Origin of the sequence: Polynucleobacter sp. es-GGE-1 (genome assembly GCF_018882005.1) — a bacterium.
Lineage (GTDB): Bacteria > Pseudomonadota > Gammaproteobacteria > Burkholderiales > Burkholderiaceae > Polynucleobacter.
This window is the reverse complement of sequence record NZ_JACVPE010000009.1, coordinates 23,227-48,911: the sequence shown is the minus strand read 5'-3', so window position 1 is coordinate 48,911 and position 25,685 is coordinate 23,227. Positions and strand designations below refer to the sequence as shown.

At 46.1% G+C, this 25,685-nt stretch carries 23 protein-coding genes; 4 read left to right on the top strand and 19 right to left on the bottom strand.

Annotation, left to right across the window (positions count from 1 at the left end; all coding sequences use genetic code 11):
• Nucleotides 1-6: 6 nt before the first annotated feature.
• The 19 genes from lpxC to bioB form a co-directional block, all read right to left on the bottom strand.
• Nucleotides 7-921: a UDP-3-O-acyl-N-acetylglucosamine deacetylase gene (gene lpxC / locus ICN35_RS07990; RefSeq protein ID WP_215296204.1), complete on the bottom strand. Its 915-nt coding sequence runs from the start codon at nucleotides 919-921 to the stop codon at nucleotides 7-9.
• Nucleotides 922-964: 43 nt separating this feature from the next.
• Nucleotides 965-1,465 carry a peroxiredoxin gene (locus tag ICN35_RS07985; RefSeq protein WP_216126270.1) on the bottom strand — a complete coding sequence of 167 codons (501 nt, stop codon included), beginning with the start codon at nucleotides 1,463-1,465 and terminating at the stop codon, nucleotides 965-967.
• A 112-nt stretch (nucleotides 1,466-1,577) separates the two neighbouring features.
• Nucleotides 1,578-2,918, bottom strand: a complete 1,341-nt coding sequence (gene ftsZ, locus ICN35_RS07980) for a cell division protein FtsZ (RefSeq protein ID WP_215296202.1) — start codon at nucleotides 2,916-2,918, stop codon at nucleotides 1,578-1,580.
• Nucleotides 2,919-2,965: 47 nt separating this feature from the next.
• Complete coding sequence (gene ftsA / locus ICN35_RS07975; RefSeq protein ID WP_215296200.1) at nucleotides 2,966-4,195, bottom strand: cell division protein FtsA; 1,230 nt, start codon at nucleotides 4,193-4,195, stop codon at nucleotides 2,966-2,968.
• A gap of 10 nt (nucleotides 4,196-4,205) precedes the next feature.
• Nucleotides 4,206-5,063 (bottom strand): cell division protein FtsQ/DivIB, encoded by an 858-nt coding sequence (locus ICN35_RS07970; protein ID WP_216126268.1) that lies wholly within the window; start codon nucleotides 5,061-5,063, stop codon nucleotides 4,206-4,208.
• Complete coding sequence (locus tag ICN35_RS07965; RefSeq protein ID WP_216126266.1) at nucleotides 5,060-6,067, bottom strand: D-alanine--D-alanine ligase; 1,008 nt, start codon at nucleotides 6,065-6,067, stop codon at nucleotides 5,060-5,062. The genes ICN35_RS07970 and ICN35_RS07965 overlap by 4 nt, the downstream gene beginning before the upstream one ends.
• Nucleotides 6,060-7,496, bottom strand: coding sequence for a UDP-N-acetylmuramate--L-alanine ligase (gene murC / locus ICN35_RS07960; protein ID WP_216126264.1), 1,437 nt, complete (start codon nucleotides 7,494-7,496; stop codon nucleotides 6,060-6,062). The genes ICN35_RS07965 and murC overlap by 8 nt, the downstream gene beginning before the upstream one ends.
• The gene (murG, locus tag ICN35_RS07955; protein WP_370625672.1) at nucleotides 7,493-8,566 is read right to left on the bottom strand and encodes an undecaprenyldiphospho-muramoylpentapeptide beta-N-acetylglucosaminyltransferase; all 1,074 of its coding nucleotides are present in this window, start codon (nucleotides 8,564-8,566) and stop codon (nucleotides 7,493-7,495) included. The genes murC and murG overlap by 4 nt, the downstream gene beginning before the upstream one ends.
• Nucleotides 8,563-9,834 (bottom strand): putative lipid II flippase FtsW, encoded by a 1,272-nt coding sequence (gene ftsW / locus ICN35_RS07950; protein ID WP_216126262.1) that lies wholly within the window; start codon nucleotides 9,832-9,834, stop codon nucleotides 8,563-8,565. Before ftsW ends, murG begins: the two co-directional genes overlap by 4 nt.
• A complete protein-coding gene (gene murD / locus ICN35_RS07945) occupies nucleotides 9,831-11,453 on the bottom strand; it encodes a UDP-N-acetylmuramoyl-L-alanine--D-glutamate ligase (RefSeq protein WP_216126260.1) in 1,623 nt (540 codons plus the stop codon). The genes ftsW and murD overlap by 4 nt, the downstream gene beginning before the upstream one ends.
• Nucleotides 11,454-11,467: 14 nt before the next feature.
• Nucleotides 11,468-12,637, bottom strand: coding sequence for a phospho-N-acetylmuramoyl-pentapeptide-transferase (gene mraY, locus ICN35_RS07940; protein WP_215319530.1), 1,170 nt, complete (start codon nucleotides 12,635-12,637; stop codon nucleotides 11,468-11,470).
• Complete coding sequence (gene murF / locus ICN35_RS07935) at nucleotides 12,628-14,070, bottom strand: UDP-N-acetylmuramoyl-tripeptide--D-alanyl-D-alanine ligase (RefSeq protein WP_370625678.1); 1,443 nt, start codon at nucleotides 14,068-14,070, stop codon at nucleotides 12,628-12,630. The genes mraY and murF overlap by 10 nt, the downstream gene beginning before the upstream one ends.
• Nucleotides 14,067-15,599, bottom strand: coding sequence for a UDP-N-acetylmuramoyl-L-alanyl-D-glutamate--2,6-diaminopimelate ligase (locus ICN35_RS07930; protein ID WP_255535766.1), 1,533 nt, complete (start codon nucleotides 15,597-15,599; stop codon nucleotides 14,067-14,069). Before ICN35_RS07930 ends, murF begins: the two co-directional genes overlap by 4 nt.
• A gap of 14 nt (nucleotides 15,600-15,613) precedes the next feature.
• Entirely contained in the window at nucleotides 15,614-17,386 is a 1,773-nt protein-coding gene (locus ICN35_RS07925) for a penicillin-binding protein 2 (protein WP_216126253.1), read from the bottom strand.
• Nucleotides 17,383-17,649 (bottom strand): cell division protein FtsL, encoded by a 267-nt coding sequence (gene ftsL, locus ICN35_RS07920; RefSeq protein ID WP_215296187.1) that lies wholly within the window; start codon nucleotides 17,647-17,649, stop codon nucleotides 17,383-17,385. Before ftsL ends, ICN35_RS07925 begins: the two co-directional genes overlap by 4 nt.
• Nucleotides 17,646-18,596 carry a 16S rRNA (cytosine(1402)-N(4))-methyltransferase RsmH gene (gene rsmH, locus ICN35_RS07915; protein WP_216126243.1) on the bottom strand — a complete coding sequence of 317 codons (951 nt, stop codon included), beginning with the start codon at nucleotides 18,594-18,596 and terminating at the stop codon, nucleotides 17,646-17,648. Before rsmH ends, ftsL begins: the two co-directional genes overlap by 4 nt.
• Before the next feature lie 12 nt (nucleotides 18,597-18,608).
• On the bottom strand, nucleotides 18,609-19,037 hold the full coding sequence (gene mraZ / locus ICN35_RS07910) for a division/cell wall cluster transcriptional repressor MraZ (RefSeq protein WP_215297238.1): 429 nt from the start codon (nucleotides 19,035-19,037) through the stop codon (nucleotides 18,609-18,611).
• A 297-nt stretch (nucleotides 19,038-19,334) separates the two neighbouring features.
• Nucleotides 19,335-19,967 carry a 2-polyprenyl-3-methyl-6-methoxy-1,4-benzoquinone monooxygenase gene (gene coq7, locus ICN35_RS07905; RefSeq protein ID WP_216126241.1) on the bottom strand — a complete coding sequence of 211 codons (633 nt, stop codon included), beginning with the start codon at nucleotides 19,965-19,967 and terminating at the stop codon, nucleotides 19,335-19,337.
• Nucleotides 19,968-19,977: 10 nt separating this feature from the next.
• Nucleotides 19,978-21,015, bottom strand: coding sequence for a biotin synthase BioB (gene bioB / locus ICN35_RS07900; protein WP_216126229.1), 1,038 nt, complete (start codon nucleotides 21,013-21,015; stop codon nucleotides 19,978-19,980).
• A gap of 89 nt (nucleotides 21,016-21,104) precedes the next feature.
• Between bioB and bioA the strand changes: the two genes are divergently transcribed.
• The 4 genes from bioA to ICN35_RS07880 all read left to right on the top strand — a co-directional run bounded on the left by bioA (nucleotide 21,105) and on the right by ICN35_RS07880 (nucleotide 25,675).
• Nucleotides 21,105-22,454 carry an adenosylmethionine--8-amino-7-oxononanoate transaminase gene (gene bioA, locus ICN35_RS07895; RefSeq protein ID WP_216126220.1) on the top strand — a complete coding sequence of 450 codons (1,350 nt, stop codon included), beginning with the start codon at nucleotides 21,105-21,107 and terminating at the stop codon, nucleotides 22,452-22,454.
• Nucleotides 22,447-23,679, top strand: coding sequence for an 8-amino-7-oxononanoate synthase (locus ICN35_RS07890; protein WP_216126218.1), 1,233 nt, complete (start codon nucleotides 22,447-22,449; stop codon nucleotides 23,677-23,679). The genes bioA and ICN35_RS07890 overlap by 8 nt, the downstream gene beginning before the upstream one ends.
• The gene (gene bioD / locus ICN35_RS07885; RefSeq protein ID WP_216126215.1) at nucleotides 23,679-24,398 is read left to right on the top strand and encodes a dethiobiotin synthase; all 720 of its coding nucleotides are present in this window, start codon (nucleotides 23,679-23,681) and stop codon (nucleotides 24,396-24,398) included. Before ICN35_RS07890 ends, bioD begins: the two co-directional genes overlap by 1 nt.
• 80 nt (nucleotides 24,399-24,478) lie before the next feature.
• Nucleotides 24,479-25,675, top strand: coding sequence for a M20 aminoacylase family protein (locus tag ICN35_RS07880; RefSeq protein WP_216126212.1), 1,197 nt, complete (start codon nucleotides 24,479-24,481; stop codon nucleotides 25,673-25,675).
• Nucleotides 25,676-25,685: the final 10 nt, after the last annotated feature.

Here is a 25,685-nt window from a genome sequence, read left to right as displayed (position 1 = left end):
CAACACTCAAAAGAATAAAGGTTGGCTTTCTTGAGAGAAAGCCTCAGGGGCCTTATTTTCAGCAAAGCTACTAATTTCATAAGAACTGGGATCTTCTAAGAGCTTACGTAATAAAGCGTTATTGAGTGCATGACCTGATTTTTCAGCCACATAAGCTCCCACAATGGGATGACCTACTAAGTAGAGGTCGCCAATCGCATCCAAAATTTTGTGGCGCACAAACTCATCCTCATAACGAAGTTCTTCGTTATTCAAAATACGGTGCTCATCCAAAACAATCGCATTATCTAAGCTACCGCCTCGTGCTAGGCCCATTTCTCTTAAAGCCTCTACTTCGTGAGCAAAACCAAACGTGCGTGCCCGTCCAATTTCACTACGATATGCATGCTCTGCAAAATCGACAATAAATCGCTGACCCGTTTTATCAACAGCGGGATGTTTAAAGTCGATTGTGAAATCCAACTTAAACCCGAAAAAAGGTTCAAGGCGAGCAAGTTTGTCGCCATCACGTACTTCAACTGGTTTTTTAATGACTACAAATTGACGAGCAGCCGCTTGCTCAACAATACCAGCAGATTCAATCAAAAATAGAAATGAAGCAGCACTTCCATCCATGATGGGGACTTCTTCACCATCAAGCTCAATCAAGAGATTATCCAAACCTAAGCCAGCACAAGCCGAGAGCAAGTGCTCTACTGTAGAAACTCTCACACCATCTTTTTGGATCACAGACGCAAGCCGTGTATCGCATACAGCCAAAGCAGTTGCGGGTACTACCGACTGCTCTGGAGTATCAACACGGACAAACTGAATCCCTGAATCAACTGGCGCAGGTTTAATAGAGATCGTCACCTTGCTGCCAGAATGCAAACCAATTCCCACGGTTTTAACCGGAGTGGCAATCGTTCTTTGCTTCATCATGATGACGTCTCTAAATTCAGGGGAGGTTAGTTAATAAATTGAATTACAGTTTTTTCAGAATAGAAGCGGCATCACTGACTTCAAATTTACCTGGCGCTTCGCGCTCTAAAGTTTTTACTACGCCATCTTCCACAATCATGGCATAGCGATCAGAACGCACACCAAAACCACGGGCAGTCAAATCCAGCTCCAAGCCCACCTTTTTGGTGAACTCAGCACTACCGTCACCTAACATGCGAATTTTTTTACCTACCTTTTGGTCACGGCCCCATGCGCCCATCACAAATGGGTCATTCACAGAAATACACCAAATCTCATCCACACCCTTTGCTTTAATCGCATCGTAGTGCTCAACATATCCAGGGACATGCTTTGCAGAGCAGGTCGGCGTAAAGGCGCCAGGCAATGCAAAGATCACAATCTTTTTGCCAGCCATCAGCTTTTCAACTTCAAAAGCATTAGGCCCTAACGCACAGCCTTCAGTCTCTTCGTTAAAAAATTCATAAAGAGTAGCATTTGGTAATTTTTGTCCAACAGCAATCATGATGTCTCCAATAGGTAATTGTTAGTAAGCATGCCAACGCAAGCGCGGGATTCGTCGTCCGGAGGGGCGCCGCGCTGGCATTTCGCAATGGCCTATTGTATTAAGCAGTCAATTAATCTGCTTGCTTACGTAAAAAAGCAGGGATTTCATAGTAATCAGCCCCTTTATCAAGCAAGGTCTTTGCTTGAGGGGAGCTATCGGCACCTAAAGTCGGTGCAGCGCTTGCCTCACGAGAGCTACGAAATACTCGTGGCAAATCATACTGACTGTAATCAACACCGCTGCTTGCTGGTTGCGCAGCTGTTGCAGGCGCACTACCAGAACCTGTCAAAGCCATACCTGCGCTAGTACTCAAAGCAGAATCTAAGCTAACCTTGCTCATCGCTGCTGATGCACTTGCAGGAGCAAAGCTATTGAGATCTGCCATCGTTGGCATTGCATCATGCGTACCAGTCGCTTGTCTCCATACCACTTCTGGTTGGTGATTTTGGCGGGCTTGTGGATTATTCAAGCCAGTAGCAACTACCGTGACACGCAATGCATCGCCTAAGCTCTCGTCATATACCGTTCCGAAGATCACAGTTGCATCATCAGCAGCATAACCACGAATAGCAGCCATGACTTCACGTGTTTCAGACAGCTTCAATGAACGATTGGCAGTAATGTTGACCAAAACGCCGCGAGCACCAGATAAATCAACCCCCTCAAGCAGTGGAGAAGCAACAGCAGCTTCAGCAGCCAAGCGGGCACGATCCATACCTGAAACCGTTGCGGTTCCCATCATTGCTTTACCTTGCTCACCCATAACAGTCTTCACGTCTTCAAAGTCAACGTTAATTAAGCCTTGAACATTGATGATTTCAGCAATGCCAGAAACAGCGTTGTGCAATACATCATCAGCACAAGCAAAGGCCTTATCAAACTCAGCATCTTCACCCATCACTTCAAAGAGCTTTTCATTGAGTACCACAATTAATGAATCCACATAGGACTCAAGTTCGGTTGCCCCATTCTCCGCCACTTTCAAGCGCTTGACGCCCTCAAAATCAAATGGCTTACTAATCACGCCAACGGTCAGAATGCCCATTTCTTTTGCCACTTGAGCAACGATAGGTGCCGCACCTGTTCCAGTGCCGCCACCCATACCAGCAGTGATAAACACCATATGTGCACCTTGCAATACATCAGCAATGCGTGCACGAGCTTCTTCTGCAGAAGCTGCACCAATTTCTGGTTTAGCGCCCGCACCCAATCCGCTAGAGCCCAGTTGCAAATTCACAGATGCCTCAGAGCGCTGTAATGCGCCAGCATCGGTGTTCATGCAAATGAACTCTACGCCATTGACACCGCGACGGATCATGTGCTGGACTGCATTACCACCAGCCCCACCGACTCCAACCACTTTAATAATGGTTTTACCGGCTGTTTCTTGATCTAACATTTCAAATTCCATATACCCTCCTAGGTAAAAAACGGACTACATTGACGACGACGAAAAACTTAAAAATTTCCTGCAAACCATTCCTTCATGCGTGACATCACACCTTGCAACGCGCCTGATTGAGAAAAACGGCGGCCACGCAATAACTGCACCTGACCTTCCATTAATAAACCGATGCTGGTAGCAAATCTCGGACTACGTAAGACCTCATGCAAATGACCGCGATATTCTGGAGTGCCAATACGAGCCGGTCTTAAGAACACTTGCTCGGCTAGCTCAACCATTCCTGGCATCAATGAAGTACCGCCAGTCAAAACAATTCCAGAAGAAACCATGTCTTCATAGCCAGAATCACGCACAACTCCTCTAACCAAAGTAAATAGCTCTTCAACCCGCGGCTCGATCACCGCAGCTAAAGCTTGTTTGGACATTGGCCGTGGGTCACGATCACCCATACCAGGGACATCGATCATGGCGGTTGGATCGGCCATTTCTTGACGTGCAATACCGTGAGCAATCTTTAAATCTTCGGCATCAATTGTTGGCGTACGTAATGCCATCGCGATGTCATTGGTGATTTGATCACCAGCAATAGGAATTACCGCTGTATGACGAATCGATCCTTGGCAATAGATTGCAATATCAGTTGTGCCGCCACCAATATCCACCAAGACAACCCCAAGCTCTTTTTCATCTTCAGTTAAGACTGCAAGGCTCGAGGCCAAAGGCTGCAAAATGAGGTCATTGACTTCAAGACCGCAGCGACGCACACACTTCACAATATTTTGTGCGGCACTTACCGCACCCGTAACAATATGTACTTTGACTTCTAAGCGAAGGCCGCTCATCCCAATCGGTTCGCGAACATCTTCCTGTCCATCGATAATGAATTCTTGAACAAGAATATGCAAAATTTGTTGATCCGTTGGAATGTTGATTGCTTTGGCTGTCTCTAGAACGCGCTCCACATCGCCTGCGGTAACTTCTTTATCGCGGATAGCCACCATACCGCTCGAGTTGAAACTCACAATATGGTTACCTGCGATACCCGTAAAGGCTTGAACGATTTGACGATCAGCCATGATCTCGGCTTCTTCTAAAGCCTTCTGAATCGATTGAACAGTAGCTTCAATGTTGACGACAACGCCCTTCTTCAACCCTTTTGAAGAAGTTTGACCAACACCCACCACATTAAATTTGCCATCGGGTGCTAATTCCGCAACTAAGGCAACCACCTTGGAGGTTCCAATATCTAAACCAACCAATAGGTCGCGATTGTCTTTACTCATTCCCATTCCTTCATTGCTTCAACTCGCTTTTCTTGCCATCAACATCATTTTTTTTCACACTTGCAGACGCCAGATGAACTGCAAAACCATTCGGATAACGTAAATCCACGGCATCAATTCGGTTAGCCCACTTTTCTTGCACTTGTGGCCAATATTTAAAGAGGCGCGCAATGCGCTCTTCCGTTAATGTTTTGTCTGAATTCTCTTCATCACGCCCAAATTCAACTCTCATACCGTTGGATAGCTTGATATGCCAGGCATAGCGCTCAGTCAAGGCAAGACTGACAACCTCAGCACCCCAAGGTTTAAACCAGTTATTGGATCGCTCATAAAGACTCATCACTTCCTTACTCGCATCATCCGGACCATAGAAATCGACCAATCGAATGTCATCACTAATCTCAGAAATGCGACCAGCAAAAATTTCTCCGTGATTGTTAATTAGCACATGACTATCGGAACCGCCCCATGTACCAAATGGTTTCTGTTCTTCAATACTCACAATCAAACCGTTAGGCCAAACTCGGCGCACATTGGCATGGCGTACCCACGGCATACTTTCAAAGCCGCGCTTTACTTCCTCAAGACGCACACTAAAGAAGTTTCCCTGCACAGTTTCATAAACCTGCCGCTTCACAATGGCTTTATTAATGTGTTTTAGTGTTTGACCAGCAACTGGTTCAATCTGAATTTGCTTTAGCGCAAATACGGGGCGCTTACTAAGCCACACCAAGGCCCCTAGCACCATCATTAATACGAAGCAACTCATTAAGAAACGACTGAGCTTTTGCATCCGATCTGGATGATTCCAGAGTGGTGATATCAACATGCCGAAAATTTCACCGAACCGGTCCATGAAATTACTCATGCAAGGGCACCCTCTTTTTGTTCTAAGGTTTGACTGAGTAACCAAAGAACTAAATCTGCATACTCAATGCCGGCAGCTTTTGCAGCCATTGGCACCAAAGAATGGGAAGTCATGCCCGGAGAGGTGTTCATCTCAAGCAAATAAGGTTTACCGGTTTTTTGATCTAACATCACATCGGCGCGACCCCAGGTACGGCAACCGAGTGCTTTATAGGCAGCCAAAGCCAGCGCTTGAACTCGCTCGTTTACTTCTGAAGCAAGTCCAGTGGGGCATAGATACTGCGTTTCATCTGAAAAATATTTGTTATGGAAATCGTAATTGGCTTGCGGCGGAATAATTTTGATTACGGGCAAAGCTTCGGCATTGCTACCCTGACCAACTAAGGGGCAAGTCAACTCATCACCAATGATGCATGTTTCTGCAATAACCTTCTTGTCCAGTCCTGCAGCCAATTGATAAGCAGCCGGCAACTCATCGACGGATTTCACCTTGGTTAAACCCAGCGAAGATCCTTCATGAGCAGGCTTCACAATCAAAGGTAAACCAAGATGCTTCACTACTGCATTCCAATCACTATTGGCGGTTAACTCTTCAAATTCAGGAGTAGCGAGCCCATTGCTAATCCACACTTGCTTGGTGACAATCTTGTCAATTGCTAAGGCCGATGCTAAAACACCGCTGCCGGTATAAGGTAAATCAATTAGATCTAGCAAGCCTTGAATAGTTCCATCCTCACCATATCGACCATGCAAGGAAATAAAAATACGATCAAATTTCTCAGAAACTAATTCTGTCGGATTGCGCAATCCTGGGTCAAAGCCATGGGCATCAACTCCCTTAGATAGAAGGGCTTGCAGCACACCATTGCCAGACAACAAAGAAATTTCACGCTCACCGGAGCGACCACCAAGCAAAACCCCTACTCGACCGAGAGACTTCACATCTAAGCTTGCTAGCCGTGATTTAACGCGGCCGCCCCATGCGCTGAGAATATGCTCAGACATTTTTTGTCCCCGATAAGGTGTGAGGCAAAGCAGAAATTGAACCTGCACCCATCGTAATTAATACATCCCCATCTTTTAAAACTTGACTTAACTTTTCTGGCATCTCAGCAACATTGGATGCAAATACCACTGCGGAAGAATTGAGTGGTGCTTTCGAATTTTTCTCTTCAGCTAAAGTAGCTTTCATCAAACTCTTACCATCTGCGCCTGGAATCTTTGCCTCTCCAGCGGGATAAACCTCGGTTAATACCAAAGCATCAAAATTTCGAATTACTTGTACAAATTCACCAAAACAATCCCGTGTTCTTGTAAAGCGATGTGGCTGGAATGCGAGAACTAAGCGACGACCTGGAAATGCGCCACGTGCTGCGGCTAAAGTAGCAGCCATCTCTACCGGGTGATGACCATAGTCATCGATCAAAGTAAAACTACCTCCAGAGGCAAGTGGAAGCTCACCATAACGCTGGAAACGTCGACCAACACCACCAAATTCAGATAGTGCTTTTGTGATCGCTTCATCGCCAACACCCAATTCAGTAGCAATACCAATTGCCGCAAGCGCATTTCGCACGTTATGCAAGCCAGGCAAATTCAGCGTCACATTGAGTGGTCCAGGTTTGTTGCCATGACGCCGAACAGTACGACGCTCAACCGTAAAGTGCATGCTGGTGCCATCAGCACGAATATTGCTTGCACGAATGTCTGCATCCTCTGAGAGGCCATAGCGTAATACAGGCTGCGAAACAAAAGGAATGATGTCGCGTACATTTGCATCATCAATACATAAAACAGCTACGCCATAAAAAGGCATCCGCTGGATAAATTGCACGAAAGCTTGTTTCAATCTCGCCATATCGTGCTGATAGGTGTCCATATGATCAGCATCAATATTGGTCACCACTTCCATTGCGGGGAATAGTTGCAAGAACGAAGCATCGGATTCATCTGCTTCAACGACAATGAAATCACCCTGGCCTAAACGGGCATTGGCACCAGCAGAATTCAGCTTGCCACCAATCACAAAGGTTGGATCCAGGCCGCCCTCAGCCAGTACAGAGGCTACTAAACTTGTTGTCGTTGTCTTGCCATGCGTGCCAGCAATCGCAATACCTTGCTTCAAACGCATTAACTCACCTAACATCACAGCACGCTGGATCACAGGAATTTTCGCTGCGCGTGCAGCCAATACCTCAGGATTATTCCCAGCTACTGCCGTAGAAATAACCACCGCTTCTGCAGTACCTACATTTTTTGGGTCATGCCCAATATGAATCAACGCGCCCAAGTCTTTTAAGCGCTTTGTTGTAACGCTGTCGGCCAAATCAGAGCCCGAGACTTGATAGCCTAAATTCAAAAGTACTTCGGCGATACCGCTCATACCTGCGCCGCCAATACCAATGAAATGAATTTGTTGAACGATATGTTTCATACGCCTACCCCCGCACAATCAGCACACACTTCGGCTACGCGCTGGGTTGCATGTGGCTTAGCCAATGCATGAGCACGCATGGCCATTTCTTGAAGATCATCACGATTGAAGTTTTGAATCATCAAAGCCAAATCCTGAGGATTGAGATATTGCTGAGGTAACAGGACTGCTGCATGAGCATCTGATAAAAATTTGGCATTAGCGGTTTGATGATCATCAATCGCATAGGGGAAGGGAATCAAGCAAGAAGCCACACCGCATGCTGCCAACTCTGAAACTGTCATTGCACCAGATCGACAAATCACTAAATCCGCCTGTGCATACGCAGTTGGCATATCGTCAATGAACGGACGAATATCAGCCTTAACGCCACACTCCGCATAACGTTTTTGTAAATCAACTAAATGCTTATCACCCGCTTGGTGGATCACTGTTGGTCGAGCATCTTTTGGTATCAACGCTAACGCAGCTGGAATATTTTCATTTAGCGCTGCTGCCCCCAAACTACCCCCAACAACTAAAAGGGATAAGGGGCCTTGGCGTTGCTGATAACGTAGATCTGGTTTTTGTATGTGGTCAAATTCTTCACGAATAGGATTACCAACCCACTCTGCTTTTTCCATGGTGTTAGGAAAGCCTGTTAAGGTACGCATGGCAATTTTTGTCAGCGCACGATTAGCGCTTCCCGCTACAGAGTTTGATTCATGTAGCACCAATGGGCGCTTCAAGAATTTTGTCACCAAGCCACCCGGGAAAGTAATGTATCCACCCATCCCCAAAACAACGCTTGGCTTTAAACGGCGCATGATCTTCCAACTCTGAAAGCATGCTCGTATCAAATTGATCGGCAACATGAGCTTGGCCCTCAAGCCCTTACCACGCAAACCGCCAAACTCAACTGCTTCAAACGGAAAGTCACAAGACTTCACGAGCCGATACTCCATGCCACTTTGATTACCCAACCACGACACATTCCAACCACATATCCGCAAATATTCAGCCACGGCAAGTCCTGGGAAGATATGCCCACCAGTACCGCCAGCCATGACTAATATTGAGGGTTTAGTCACAGCTTCCCTCCGCGCATCAGAATGCGATTCTCGTAATCAATTCGCAATAGCATCGCAATCGCCACTGCATTCATCAAAATTCCAGATCCACCATAACTCACTAATGGCAGAGTTAAGCCTTTTGTAGGGAGTAAACCCAAGTTCACACCCATATTGATAAATGCCTGCCAACCAATCCAGATGGCAACTCCTTTTGCTGCTAAGCCTGCAAAGCTTCGATCTAACTGCAAAGCAGTACGGCCAATGATGAAGGCTCTACGCACAATCCAGTAGAACAAGAAAATCATCACGACAACACCGACAAAGCCGAGTTCTTCACCAATCACCGCCATGATGAAGTCGGTATGCGCTTCCGGAAGATAGTGAAGTTTTTCCACGCTTCCGCCTAGACCAGTACCAAACCATTCACCTCGACCAAAAGCCATCAGCGAATGCGTCAATTGATAGCCCTTATTAGCAGCGTTATCCACTTGCCACGGATCCATAAATGCCAACATACGACCACGCCGGAATGGTGAGAGCGCAATCATGGCTGCACCACTCATCAAGCCGACCAGAATCAAACCCCCAAATAATTTTGCGTTGATGCCACCTAAAAACAAAATACCGAAAGCAATGATGGCAACCACTACAAAGGCGCCCATATCTGGCTCTTTCATTAAGAGTCCGCCAACCAGCGCAACTGCAATACCCATTGGCAGCATTCCTTTAGAAAAAGAATGTAGATACTCTTGTCGCTGAACCGTATAACTTGCTGCAAAGATCACCGCAGCAAATTTCATTAATTCAGATGGCTGGAAATTCATCACGCCTAAGGATATCCAGCGCCTTGCACCATTCACCCCCTTACCGATGCCAGGAATCAAAACCAAAATCAGTAATAGAACGGTAAAACCAAAAATGACCGGTGAATAGCGATCCCAAACCTTAGTCGGTATCTTAAAAACTGTAATGCCAATAACAACAGCGATAGCCAATGAGATCAAATGGCGAATCAAAAAATAGTTACTACTGTAGTTGGCATATTTAGGACCATCAGCCAAAGTAATCGATGCCGAATAAACCATGACTAAACCAATCAGCATGAGCGATAACACTGCCCACACCAATAATTGGTCATATTCCATCATGCGTGAACGAGTTTGCTCTACGCCAGAGACTGCATCTCTTAAGCCAGTTCGGAAATTATCAATACCGCCCCTAGAAAAATTCCAAAAGCGATCTAAGCCAAGACGGTTTTCAGGGGATAGTTTTTCTCTAAAGTTCATACCTGAACCCCTTCAAAACGCATTCCCAATTCTTCAACCTCTGATGCAAATACCTGTGCCCGCTCCTTATAGTCTCGGAACTGATCGAGGCTCGCACATGCTGGCGATAGTAAAACTAAATCACCTGAGACCGCCTTTGCTGCAGCCGCTTGCACGGCCGCTGCTAAATTACCACTATTGGTAAAAGAGACATCGCCACCGATTGCTTGGGCAATCTTTTCACCATCTTTACCAATTAAGAAAACACCCTTAACAAAACGTAATGCAGGTTCACGCAATGGGCTAAAGTCCTGACCCTTGCCATCGCCCCCTGCAATGAGCCAAATTCTTTTACCGGCTTCGTTACTACCCAAGCCATTTAAAGCGGCGACTGTAGCGCCAACGTTAGTGCCCTTACTATCATCCACATACTCAACATCATTCACAATTGCGATACTTTGTACACGGTGCGGCTCGCCATGGTAATCGCGCAAACCATGGAGTAATACATTCATCGGTAAATTAGCTGCGCGTGCTAATGCTAGGGCAGCAAGCGCATTCAAAGTATTATGACGACCCCGAATGCGCAATGCATCTGCAGGAATCAAACGCCTCAAACGCAATGGCTGATCTTCTTGAACCATTGCGGACTTGCGACGACGCTTCGGTTTGGGATCAAAATCTTCATCGACCTCAGCCCATACCAACCAATCAATGCCACCAGCGCGCAAATCGTGCTCAATGCCAAATGCACCTTGTTCGTCAGGGCGATTCGAACCAAAAGTGACCAGCGCTTTTTCTACTTTTTGCTCATCAGTCAACAAACCCATCACCGATGGGTCATCGCGATTCAAGATACATATCGTGTCAGAGCCAAATATTTTGGCTTTAGCCTCTGCATAGGCGCCCATATCCCCGTGCCAATCTAAATGATCTTGGGTAATATTCAGAACGGTTGCCGCAGTAGCATTTAAAGAATAGGTGTAAACCAATTGGAAGCTTGAAAGCTCCAATACCCAAACGTCTGGCAAATCCTCAATCTGATCAGCACCATTCAAACATGTCATGAGCTTATCAAGTGCTGCAGGACTGATATTGCCAGCAACCGCTACTCTCTTACCAGCGCGCTCACAGAGCTGGCCAGTTAACGCAGTTGTAGTTGTTTTGCCATTAGTGCCCGTAATAGCCAACACTGAAGCTGTATAGCTAGATTGCTTATCCAATGCCATGCGTGATATGGCAGCGATTGCGCGGGCAAAAAATTCAATTTCACTCCAAACATCTACTCTTGCTTTACGTGCTTTGACCAAAAATGATTCTGTTGGCTCTTGTAAGGGCGAAAGTCCGGGGCTAATACCAATCACATCAATATCCGTCAGCAGTTCATCGCTGAGAGGACCAAACTGAGAGGCTTGTAATCCGGCCAACTCAAGCTCGGCAAGCCATGCTAGCTGACGCTCAGATAACTGGGAACGATCGCGTGTATCAACTAAGTGCACTACTGCACCATTACGCAAGCACCACTTTGCCATGGCAACGCCAGACTCGCCTAGACCCAAAATCAAAAAGCGATGTGGGGCTACGTAGCTAGCATCAGCTACGGCAGTGGGATTAGCGAAAGTATTTTCTATAGTCAGCATATTTACTCTGTGGTTCACCGTAATTTCAAACTTGATAAACCAATTAATACCAAGAGGATCGTGATAATCCAAAAACGAACCACCACTTGTGTTTCTTTCCAACCGCCTAATTCAAAATGGTGATGTAAAGGCGCCATCCGGAAGATACGACGACCCTCACCAAAATGTTTTTTTGTCAGCTTGAACCAAAAGACTTGCAACATCACTGAAAGTGTTTCAGCCACAAAAATGCCGCCCATTACAAAGAGAACAATTTCTTGACGCACAATCACTGCAATTGTTCCAAGCGCGCCACCGAGAGCTAAGGCACCCACATCACCCATAAATACTTGCGCTGGATGCGCGTTGTACCAAAGGAAAGCTAGACCTGCTCCGCCCATGGCGCCACAAAAGATCAATAACTCACCAGCACCTGGAATATACGGAAACAATAGATATTTGGCATAGATAGCATTACCCATCACATAGGCAAAAGCACCCAATGCAGCGCCTACCAAAATCACTGGCATGATTACTAAGCCATCAAGGCCATCAGTCAAATTGACGGCATTACTACTGCCGACAATGACGAGATAACTTAAGATGATGAAGCCCATCATGCCCAAGGGATAACTCACTTCTTTCATAAAAGGTATTAGCAAATTCGTTTTGGCTGGGAGATCTAAAGCAAAGCCACTTTTGAGCCACTCATAAAACAATTGCAATACCTTGAGGTTATTCACCTCAGACACTGAGAACGCTAGGTAAATCGCTGCAAACAAACCAATCAAGGTTTGCCAGAAAAACTTTTCTCTTGATGCCATGCCCTTAGGATCTTTGCGTGCGACCTTGCGATAGTCATCCACCCAGCCCACAGCCCCAAAACCAAAAGTCACGATCATCACAATCCATATAAAGCGATTACTGAGATCAGCCCAGAGCATGCAAGAGACAAAAATACCAATGAGAATTAATACTCCCCCCATTGTTGGCGTTCCCGATTTCACTAAATGGGTTTCTGGACCATCCGTACGCACGGCCTGACCCATCTTCAATGCAGTTAACTTCCGAATCACCCAGGGACCTGCAGCCAAGCCAATTAACAATGCAGTAACGGTCGCCATTACCGCTCTAAAGGTGATGTAATTAATTACTCGGAAGAAGCCGAAATCCTCTTGTAACCATTGCGCCAAAATTATGAACATGTCTTAGCCTCCTCTAACAAGGCTTGCACTACACGTTCCATGCGCATAAAACGGGAACCCTTAACCAAAATATTGAGATGCTGATTACTGCCTGCGTTCTGTGCATGCAATGCATCTCTTAATTGAGCAATCAAACTATCCATATTAGAAAAATGTATGGCTTTTGATGCTGGGTTAGTTTTTACGACGTCATCAAAACCTTGAATCGCAAACTGGCATTGCTCACCAAGAGCAAATAACTGAGCAACTCCCTGCTCAGCTGCATAAGCACCTACTTCACGATGAAACTCAGGGCCCTGATGACCAACCTCCCCCATGTCACCCAGAATCAACCAAGCAATATTTCCAGACTGCTTTAACGCATCAATGGCAGCCCGCACTGAATCTGGATTAGCGTTGTAGCTATCATCAATCAATGTGTAATTTGGATGAATCTTTTTAGGCTGCATCCGTCCATTCACGGGCGCAAAAGCCTCCAAGCCTTTCTTGATTTTTTCAAGACTAAGTCCAGCAGCCAAAGCTACAGCACTTGCAGCCAAAGCATTACGTACATTGTGGCTACCAAGAGTATTCAGCTGAATTTCAACTGATCCCATATCGGTAATCACTTCTACGAGACCATTGTTTAATAAACGACCTCTTACTGAAGCATTCGTGCCTGCTTGAGCAGACAACAAAGCGAAATCAATCACCTTTCTTGCGCCCGCAGCTACACGCCATACCGAAGTGAACTCGGAGTCTGCGGGAAACACAGCAATACCATCTTTAGGTAAAGCGCGGATCACATCGGCATGCTCCTCAGCAACCGCAGCAACCGTTGCCATAAATTCTTGATGCTCGCGTTGGGCATTATTAATGAGGGCAATATTCGCTTGAGCAATCGCCGCTAGTTGTGCCGTTTCGCCGGGATGATTCATACCCAACTCCACTACTGCAAGGCGATCTGTCGAACGCAGCTTCAACAAGGTCAAGGGCAAGCCAATCTCATTATTGAGATTACCTTTCGTGACTAAGGTATGAGTCTCGCCGGCTGCCACTTTAAATATAGAGGCAATCATCTCTTTAACCGTAGTCTTACCATTGCTACCGGTAACCAAGGCTAATGGAATCTCATGATTTGCGCGCCAAGCTTTCGCTAAATCACCCAAACTAATGCGTGTATCCGCAACACAAACTGCCGGTAAATTTCCTGGGCACTTCTCTGCGCTGCTCACTAGTGCAGCTCCAGCACCAGACTTTGCAACATCGACTAAAAAATCATGGGCATCAAACCGCTCGCCTGACAAAGCAATAAATAGCTCACCAGCATCAATTTGACGGCTATCTGTGCCAACCCTCGATAGCGCAATAACTCTTGCAGCCTCATCAGAAACATTCAGCAATCTACTTCCTGGCAACATAGTGTGTACTTGGGCTAATGTCGTCATCATCAGACTAGACCTCCGGCAGCCAGACGAATATGCTCTTGATCAGAAAAATCAAAACGCTTGCCTTTAATCTCTTGCGAAGTCTCATGACCTTTGCCGGCAACCAGCACCACATCCTTTATATCTGCATGTCGAATAGCGGCCATGATTGCTACTGCACGATCTGCAATCACCTGCACATTTGCACTAGACGAGTGAATTCCTTGACGAATCATCTCCATAATCGCCTCAGGATCTTCAGAGCGCGGATTATCACTGGTAATGATGATTTGATCGGCAATGTTAGCAACAACGGTACCCATTTGAGAACGTTTGCCACTATCGCGATCACCACCGCAACCAAATACACACCATAACTTGCCACCGCGTTGCTGAGCAATCGGGAGCAATGCCTGCAGAGCCTTCTGCAAAGCATCCGGCGTATGTGCGTAATCCACAACCGCCAAAGGACCTTCGGACTTTTGACTCTTACCTAATGAGATGAGCTCCATGCGCCCGATGACCGACTGCAATTGACCGACACATTTACTTGCTTCATCCCGAGTGAGGCCTTGCGTCAATAGCGTTGTCCATACTGCCAGCGCATTGCTTAAATTAAACTCGCCAAGCAGAGGAATATGGAGAGAATTTTTACCCACACCTTCGTATGTGAAAACAGAATCATATCCAAAGCCATTTAAGACACTGTCTACTGCATAAATACGTTGTAGACGATCACCAAATTTTTCAAAGCCTTTGAAAGCTGATAGATTTAAAGCGTAAGCCCAAACTCTCAGTTCATCCCTAGCCAACAGATTCATCGCCAGTTCACGACCAAAAGGATCATCTAAATTTACGACGGCATGCTCTAAACCAGGCTGACTAAATAACTTTGCTTTTGCTTCAGCATAGTTAGTCATACTTCCGTGGTAGTCGAGATGATCTTGGCTTAAGTTGGTAAATACTGCGCAATGAAATGTAGTTCCTGCAACGCGCTCCTGTTGCAATGCATGAGATGACACTTCCATTGCCACTTGTTTAGCACCAGCATCTAATAACTGCTTTAACTGAGTCTGTAGCTTTGGCGCGTCTGGGGTTGTGTATCCAGTCTTCTCCAGCGAACCTGGAAAACCCGTTCCCAAGGTGCCCAGTACTGCTGTACGGTGATTCGGTTGATCCAATGCGTTAGCTAACCACTGAGTAATACTGGTCTTACCGTTAGTACCCGTAACACCGATCACTTGTAATTGCTTGCTTGGCTCGCCATACCATTGGGCGCAAAACTTACCTACTTTCTCTGCAAGATTTTCAATCGCAATACATTGGGGATGATCCAAATAATCAGCGTCAGCGCCAACAGAATCAAATACGACTGCTGCTGCGCCTTTTTGTAAAGCAGTATTAATAAATTGGCGCCCATCACGCAAGGCGTTTCCGTGGCCAACAGGGTATGCAAAAAAGATATCGCCAGATTCAATCTGACGACTATCCGCGCTCACCTTTGCTGAAGAATTTGCTAGGGTGTGCAAGTGGTCAATCAAATGATTGGGTTTCATATTCAATGCCACCGTCATCTTTTCAGAACCACATGCTGTGTCTGTACATTAGCAGTACGAACCTCTGTAGGGCTCTTATCATCTAATGCCATTAGATTTGGTCTTGTATCAGGCGCAACATTTAAAGCCCTCAATGTTTCACCAACAATCGTAGAAAAAACAGGGGCTGCCACATCTCCACCGTAGTGGCTACCACCAGTAGGCTCATCAATCATGACCGCCACAACAATCCTCGGTGCGCTAATAGGGGCAAGTCCAGCAAAGTAAGCACGATAAGAATTTCCGTACCCCTTGCCAACAAGCTTATGCGCTGTGCCTGTCTTACCGCCAACCCGATAACCTTCAGTCTGCGCCTTGACAGCTGTGCCGCCAGTCTCAGTTACCGTTTCCATCATTTCCCGCATTTCAATGGCAGTTTTTGCTGAAAGCACTTGCGTACCATTTTTCACCCCCGGACTACGCTCGATGGTTAGTGGAATCAACTCACCATCGCGCGCAAATATCGTATAAGCACGCGCAACTTGAAAGAGCGAAGCAGAAATACCGTATCCAAAAGCGATACGTGCCTGATCAGTGGGCACCCATTTTTTAAAGGGATGCACTGTGCCAGCAACAGCGCCTGGGAAACCAATTTTTGGCGCTTGTCCTAAACCTACTGATGTATAAAAATCCCACATCTCTTCTGCGGAGAGATTATTCAATGCGATCTTTGCAGTGCCAATATTGCTTGACTTCTGAATTACTTGGGAAACAGTTAAGTTAGCAAAAGGGTGTGAATCTGTAATTGGCTTAGGTCCAACCAGATACTTTGCACCAATCACCATATTAGTATTTGGTTTAACTACTCCCTTTTCTAGAGCAATGGAAATCGTCAAAGGTTTCATTGTTGAGCCAGGCTCAAAAGTATCTGTCAGCACCCGATTACGCAGTTGCTCGCCACTTAAATTCCGACGATCATTTGGGTTGTAGCTTGGGTAATTTGCCAAAGCCAGGATTTCACCGGTCTGCGTATCTAGAACAACGGCACCACCCGCCTTTGCATGATGTTGCTCTACTGCACTCTTTACCGCGTTATAAGCAAGATATTGAATTTTGCTATCGATCGATAATTGCAAATCTTTACCATTCTGCGGCAACTGCTCAATAGCGATGTCCTCTACTACACGTCCTAGGCGATCTATTACTACACGTCTTTGACCGGGATGAGCCGCAAGCTCTCTTTCTCTAGAGAGCTCCATACCTTCTTGACCCTTATCCTCAACGTTAGTAAATCCCACAACGTGAGCCATTGCCTCACCTTCAGGATAAAAGCGTCGATATTCATTATTCAGACCAATGCCTGGAATTTCTAGTTGCTTAATCTGTAGCGCAATTTCTGGATCGACTTGACGCTTTAAGAAGACTTGCTTGCGATCATCTTTTAGCTTTTTACGCAATTCAGCTTCGCTAATTTGCAATAAGCCAGCCAGTTTTTTTACCTTATCCGCAGCTAAGTCATCTGGCACAGTATCGTTGTATGCAATCACCGATTTTGCTTCAAGGCTAGTTGCAATCACCTGCCCATTGCGATCCAAGATCTTTCCGCGACTAGCTGGCAACTCTAACTCACGCTGTGTACCTCTCACGCCCTTTGCCTCATAAAAGGCATTACCCGGACCTTGAATCCAGAACGCGCGCAGCAACAGCAACATGAAGACAAAAAACAAAAGGAATAGCATCAAGCGCGATCGCCACATTGGCAGACGCAATACTAGGTTTGGTGTCGTTGAAAATCCAACCGTTCTCATGGGGCCTCCTTGATGTACAAAGTACGTTCAGGAGAAATCGGTGCCATATGCAATTGATTACGCGCTACGCTTCGTATACGCGCGGATTTTGAAAGATTGCGCTGCTCGTATTCCAAACGCAACCACTCTTGATTCAACTTACGCTCTTCAATTTGAGCACGTTCTTGGGCGATAAATAATTGACGAGCACGTTGCTGCGCGGCGACCAAAGATAATGCGCAAAGCAACAATAAAGCTAATAAGGTCAAGGTTGCGCGATTCATACGAATGCCCCAAATCGCTTTTCTGCTACTCGCATAATGGCTGAGCGAGCGCGCGGATTTTCCGCAACCTCTTCATCACTGGGCTTTATGCGTCCAATAATCTCAATCACACTTTGGGGTAAATCTTTTTCACGCACCGGTAACCCACGAGGTATTTCTACTTTTGCATGGGCCTGTAAAAATTGTTTAACAATGCGATCTTCTAATGAGTGAAAACTAATCACTGCAAGCCTTGCGCCTGGCTTCAATAATTTCAGAGCCGCCTTTAGGCCTAACTCCAAATCTTCTAACTCACGATTGATAAAGATACGTAAAGCCTGGAAAGTTCTAGTGGCAGGATCTTGTCCAGCCTCGCGGGTACGCACTACACCTGCAACGAGACTTGCTAATTGCGTAGTCGTTTGCGGCGACAAGCCCTCTTCTCGCTTAGCCACAATCGCCTTTGCGATTTGAAATGCAAAACGCTCTTCCCCGTAAGTCTTAATCACGTGCGTGATTTCCTCCTGCGGTGCTTGCTCTAACCACTCTGCAGCCGTCAAACCTTGATTGGTGTTCATCCGCATATCGAGTGGACCTTCGCGCCGAAAAGAAAATCCCCGATGCGCTTCGTCCACTTGGGGCGAACTGATCCCCAGATCTAACAAAATTCCATCGACCGATTCTGGTACTGCGTACTGATCCATCTGCGCAAAACTGTCGTGTACGATCCTTAAGCGTGGATCGTTGATTTGTTGTGCTACGGCAATCGCATCCAAATCCTTGTCGAATGAAATCATGTGAGCTGAGGCTGGTAATTGATTGAGCAGTGCCTGCGTATGACCGCCGCGCCCAAACGTTCCATCGATGACTAGCATGTTTTGTGTTGCACTTTGATTCTGAATGAGCGGACCATTGACTAGCGCCGTCACCGCCTCGGCCAGTAACACTGGGCGATGAGTTATGTTCATAGCACCCTGTCATCAAAAATTAAATTGCTTGAGCGCTTCAGGCATACCTTGCGCAATCGCAGCCTGTTCTTTTGCGGCGTATGTAGCTGCGTCCCACAATTCCAAGTGACTGCCCATACCGAGCAAGATCACTTCTTTTTCGATTCCTGCGGCAGCACGTAATTCTGGACTGACCAAAACACGACCTGCGCTATCAAGATCAATCTCAGCAGCATTGCCAAGAAAAATTCTGCGCCACCAATGAGCGTCCATGGGCAGTTGCGCAACCCTAGCTCTGAAGCCCTCCCACTCTGGTCTTGGGAACAAAAGAAGGCAGCCATCGGGGTGTTTTGTGAGCGTGACACGGCCGTCACCCTGCACCATTAGGGCGTCACGATGCTTTGCCGGAATCGACATCCGACCTTTTGCATCTAAATTGAGAGCTGACGCACCTTGAAACACCATTTACCCCACTTTTTCACACTTCCTCCCACTTTAGAGGATTGCAATAGGGGGGTCAAGTGTTTTTGGCTATTTTTTGGGAATTTCTCTAGTGTTTACAATCACTTAGCGTCGTATGTTCATAAAATGGTGATAATAAAATAGCTACTTGAAACAACGGCTTGGAAAATATACTTAAGAATACATCTTAGCTATAGAGCTAGATAATGGATAAAGATACTGTTTTTATAAACAGTATCTGTAAAAAATAAATCAAAAAAAATATTTTCAAGCACTTCAGTGCCGCTATCAGGCAACTTAAATTTTGTAAGCGGTTGTAGTCATCACTTTAGATACGGCCTGCATCATTTTATGAACTGGCTCAGGCAAGCTTACTCCGCCAGCATGCAAGGCAGCTTGTCCGTGCTCAATTTCATCGATCCGCATTTGATCAACAATCGCGCGTGAGCGGTGATCTTCTGGTGGTAATTTTTCAAGATGACTCTGAAGATGATTTTCAACTTGCTTTTCTGTTTCAACCACAAAACCTAGACTCCATTGATCACCCGCTAAGCCAGCTGCCAAGCCGATTGCAAAGGATCCTGCGTACCATAATGGATTGAGATAACTGGTATGCGAACCAAGCTCTTGCAGGCGAGTTTCGCACCATGCCAAGTGGTCCATTTCTTCTTGAGCGGAATGATTGAACATCTCTTGAATTTGCGGATTTCTGGCAACTAATTTTTGTGATTGATAGAGCGCCTGCGCGCACACCTCGCCAACGTGATTGACGCGCATGAGACCTGCAGCATGTTTACGTTCCGCTGCATCCAAAGAATGGCTTGGAGTCAATGCTGACCCTGGTGTTGGTCGCCCAGCATTTGCCCCACCAAAGACAGATCGCAAGGCGGTATCAAACTCAATAATCAGCTTATCAATGGGCGAGGTCATGGCCATAAACTTAAACTAAAACCTCGGCTTTACAGCTTTGCTTGGTCTTGAGGCCCAGCTCAGCCAAAAGCGCACGGTCTTGCTCAGCCTCAGGATTAGCGGTAGTGAGTAGTTGCTCACCATAGAAAATGGAATTAGCGCCTGCTAAGAAACACATAGCCTGAACAGCCCTGCCAAGCTCTTGTCGACCAGCAGATAAACGCACGCGTGCCTGAGGCATCGTGATGCGGGCAACTGCAATTGTTCTGACAAATTCAAGGGGGTCTAGAGGCTTTTGATCCGCCAATGGTGTACCTGCAACTGGCACTAAATGATTGATTGGCACTGACTCGGGATAAGGGCTCAAGTTAGCTAAACGGGTCAAAAATGCGGCACGCTGTTCACGGGATTCGCCCATCCCCACAATGCCGCCACAACAAACGGACATGCCTGCTGAACGAACATGAGAAATCGTATCTAAGCGATCTTGATAGTCGCGGGTAGAAATCACGGAGCGATAAAAATCTTCACTCGTATCAAGATTGTGGTTATAAAAATCTAAGCCCGCATCTGACAGGGCCTGGGCTTGCTCAGCCTCCAACATGCCTAAGGTGGCGCAAGTCTCAAGACCCAAAGCCTTAACCCCCTTAATCATGGCGGTCACTTTTTCAATGTCACGATCTTTGGGTTCGCGCCAAGCAGCGCCCATACAGAAACGGTTCGAACCAGCCGCCTTAGCCGCCTTAGCCGCCTCTAAAACCTCCTCTAGACCCATAAGCTTTTCAGCCTTCACATCAGTGTCATAGCGAGCAGCTTGGGGGCAATATGCACAATCCTCTGGGCAGCCACCAGTCTTAATCGACAGCAAAGTGGCTAACTCCACATCACCCTCAGGGAAATAAGCTTTATGGGTCTCTAGGGCCTTAAGCATTAACTCATTGAAAGACAAGGCAAATAGGGCCTCAACCTGAGCAACCGACCACTTACCAGATACATCAAGCTCTTTTCGCAAATCAGCCTTCGATTTGACTTGGGTCAGGGGTTTTTCTACGGTTTGAGCGTACTGCATCGGTAAATTCCAGAAAATAGGTCAATCCAAGGCATAAACATAACAGATACAAGCCTGAATTAGGAAAAACTAGTGGTCAAATATCAAACATGAAGGTTATTTCTGATTTAAATCAAACCAGCTTAGTAGATCGCAGCCTAGCTGCTGTTTGGCACCCCTGCACCCAGATGAAACACCATGAATCTTTTCCGCTGGTGGCGATCACTAAAGGCAAAGGGGCCTGGCTTTATGACGAACATGGAAATGCCCTACTCGATTGCATCAGCTCATGGTGGACCAATCTCTTTGGACACTCGAACCCTCACATCATTCAAGCCATCACTAGACAATTAGAAAAGATTGAGCATGTCATGCTTGCCGGCTTCACACACCCTCCAGTAATAGAGTTATCTGAAAAACTAGCAGTACTGACCAAAGGGAATTTAGGTCACGTCTTCTACGCATCTGATGGCGCTTCCGCAGTGGAGATTGCATTAAAGATGAGTCACCACTTTTGGCAACTCAATGGCAAACCACAAAAGAAAAAGTTTGTTTGTCTTGAAAATGGCTATCACGGAGAAACGCTTGGTGCACTTGCGGTTACCGATGTTGCGATTTTCCGAGAGGCTTACGGATCGCTTTTGCAGGATGTCTACACAGTAAGCTCACCCGATGTGCGTAAAGCAAAAAATGGTGAAAGCGCAGAGGATGTTGCAAGACAGGCGGCGAATGAGCTCGAGCAATTATTTGCAAAAGAGCATGAACAGATTGCCGCAATCATTATTGAACCGCTCGTGCAATGTGCTGGCCAAATGGCGATGTATTCCCCCGAATATCTACGGCTCATTAAAGATTTATGTGAACGCTATCAAGTCCACCTAATTGCGGACGAGATCGCGGTAGGATGCGGTCGCAGCGGAAAGTTCTTTGCCTGCGAACATGCTGGAATTTGGCCTGACTTTTTAACGCTCTCCAAAGGAATTAGCGGAGGGTATTTACCCCTGTCGCTTTGTATGACTACCGATAAAATTTATCGCGCCTTTTACAACGATCAAACCAAGAATGGATTCTTACATTCGCATTCTTACACTGGTAACCCACTGGCTTGCGCAGCAGCGCTAGCCAGTCTCGAGCTCTTTGAAACAGAACAAGTTCTTGAAAAAAATATCATTCACTCACAAGATTTAGCCAATGCATTTGCTTGGGCTAAATCAGATACCCGCATTGAGCATTGGCGCCAACAAGGGATGATCTTGGCGTTTGATGTCAAAGCTTCTAAACTCACAAATGCCAATGCTTTTCCTCGCGAGATGTTTGCAAAGAGTTTGAATGAAGGTATTTTGATAAGACCAATTGGTAATACCGTTTATGTAATGCCTCCCTATATTTTGTCTGCGCAAGAAACTGAGCAAATGGGTCAGTCAGTACAACGTGCACTCAATCAGGTTGTAAATGTCTAAATCTTTTAATGCGCTCAAATTAGCAGAAGAGCAAATTGCAGATTTAGATCTGCAATTACTTAAGCGCAAGCTGCGTATTACTTCATCCCCTTGCGATTCCAAAGTATTGATAGAAGAACGAGAACTGAAAGCCTTTTGTAGTAATGACTATCTTGGTCTTGCAAACCACCCTGAGATTGCCAATGCATGGTCTGAGGGCGCTCAAAAATACGGCGTAGGAAGTGGTGCCTCCCACCTCATCAGTGGCCATAGCATTGCCCATGAGCTACTAGAAAAAAGACTCGCTGCATTTCAGAGCCACCACCTTCCTAAGCCGCGTACATTATTTTTTAGTACCGGCTATCTTGCAAACCTCACAGCTATTACTGGCTTGGTAAGGCTTGCTTCTCCGGGTAATGCCAGTATTTATTCAGCAAAACTCAATCATGCTTCTTTGATTGATGGTGTTCGCTTAGCGAGCGCACAAACCAACGCTGTAGTGACGCTGTTTGATCACACACAACTAGACTCTTTAATTGACGCACTCAAAAAGGACACTAGGCCTTTTAAATTGATTGTGACTGATGGCGTGTTCAGCATGGATGGTGATCTCGCGCCTGTCACAGAACTGCTAGCTATTGCTGAGCAATACGATGCCCTCTTGATGGTAGATGATGCTCATGGATTTGGAGTGCTAGGTAAACAGGGTCATGGTATTTTGGAGCAAAAGAATATTTGCTCAGATCGCATCATCTATATCGGCACACTAGGCAAGGCTGCTGGCGTCAGTGGTGCTTTTATCTGCGCACAAGACTCTTTTATCGAGTGGCTGATTCAAAAGGGTCGTCCATATATCTACAGCACAGCTACGCCCCCTGCGATTGCCCATGCACTTCTCAAAAGCCTAGAGATCATTGAAACAGACGAAGGCAAAGAACGCCGCACTCACTTAGATAAACTGATTGATATCTGGCAAAAAGAAATGCATTTCTCAGCATGGAAAAAGATTTCTTCAAGCACACCCATTCAGCCACTGATTCTTGGTAGCAATGCCAATGCTTTATTAGCGGCTCAGTTATTAGATGATGCAGGCTATTGGATTCCGGCAATTAGGCCGCCCACCGTTCCCGTAGGCAGCGCACGCTTGCGTATTACATTTTCTGCAAACCATAGCGAAGATGATCTGCGCGCTCTGATCAACACACTACAGTCAATCGAACAACAAGTGATTGAAAAGAGTTTCTGATGAATCTACATCCTGGGTTCTTTATTACCGGCACGGATACTGAAGTTGGCAAAACGCTAGTCAGCGGCGCCTTGATTCTCAAATTGCGTAAGCAAGGTAAACATGTTCTTGGCTTTAAGCCTGTGGTTGCTGGTACCTATCAAAGCAATGAAGGTCAATGGCTCAATGAAGATGTAGAGACTTTACGTATCGCTTCAAATTTAGCCCCAGGTCAACTAACTCTATGTCCTTATGTTTTAGATACTCCAGCAGCACCCCACTTAGTTGCCAAATCTAAAAATATTCAGCTTGAGCTTGACACAATGATGAGAGCTTACAGTGAGATTCAGAAGCAAAGCGACTGTATGGTGGTGGAAGGAGCTGGTGGCTTTTTAACCCCACTAAATGATCATGAAGATTTGGGAAACTTCGCAGAGCGAATCAATTTACCGGTCATTCTGGTTGTAGGCATGCAATTAGGCTGCATGAATCATGCTTTACTCACCATAGAAGCAATCAAGGCACGCCACTTAAAAATTGTTGGCTGGGTTGCGAATACCCTTTCTCAAAAAATGCATTTACTCACTGAAAATATCGAATCGCTGCAATCTAAGATAGATGCTCCTTTTTTAGGGCTGATCCCTGAATTGCCCGCTGCAATTCAAAAGCCTGATAACAGCCCCTACTCTGTAGAAGCGCTCGAATTTGCTGCACAGCACATTCAACTACCCAATGCATAAATACATTCATAGCTATCAGTAATCGCCCTATTAAGCCCAGCTAGGGTGCGCCTAGAGCCACTTTCAGATAAGATAAAGGCATGCATTTACTTCCTGAAATCGTCGCATCCACAGAAGCAATCCAAGATATTCGTCGCAATATTCATGCTCATCCTGAATTGCGTTTCGAAGAAAACCGCACAGCCGATCTTGTTGCAGAAGCTTTATCAAGCTGGGGCATTACTGTCTTTCGTGGCATGGGCAAAACCGGGGTGGTTGGACGACTAGATGGAGATTTAGGCGCAGGCAAGATGATTGGTTTGCGTGCAGACATGGATGCACTCCCACTCCAGGAGCACAACAACTTCGCGCACACCTCTCGCAATCCTGGAAAGATGCATGCCTGCGGTCATGATGGTCACACTGCCATGCTCTTGGGCGCAGCACAATATTTATCGAATCATCGCGACTTTAAAGGTGCGGTGATTTTTATTTTCCAGCCGGCCGAAGAGGGTGGTGCCGGTGCTCGCGAAATGATTAAAGATGGCTTGTTTGAGCAGTTTCCGTGTGATGCTGTATTTGGATTGCACAATTGGCCCGGTTTGGCTGAAGGTCATTTTGGCGTGACTGCTGGCCCAATGATGGCATCGAGTAATGCTTTTGAAATTACTATTACTGGCAAAGGTGGTCATGCCGCCTTGCCGCACAACAGCGCTGATCCCGTGCTTACGGGTGCACAAGTAGTGCTGGCCCTACAGAGCATCATTACCCGTAATAAACGACCTGTAGACGCAGCCGTGCTTTCAGTCACACAATTTCATGCAGGCGAGACCAGCAATGTCATTCCAGATAGTGCGTTCATTGGTGGCACTGTTCGCACCTTTACGCTTGAGGTCTTAGATTTAATTGAGCAACGCTTGCGAGATATCACCCATCAGGTCGCAGCTGCATTTGATTGTCAGGCGGAAATTCAGTTCTCAAGAAACTATCCGCCATTAATCAATCATGAAAAGGAAGTTGTATTTGCCAGCGAGGTGATGAGCGAGTTAGTTGGCAAGCAAAATGTAAATACCTCGATTGACCCAACCATGGGTGCAGAGGATTTTGCTTTTATGTTGCTAGATAAGCCTGGTTGCTACGTTTTTTTAGGCAATGGCGATGGTGATCATCGCTCAGTAGGACATGGCATGGGACCGTGCCATCTTCATAATCCTTCATATGACTTCAATGACGCTTTGATACCAGTAGGTGTGAGCTATTGGGTCAAACTAGCTCAACGCTACCTAGAAAAAAATTAAGCAATTGAAT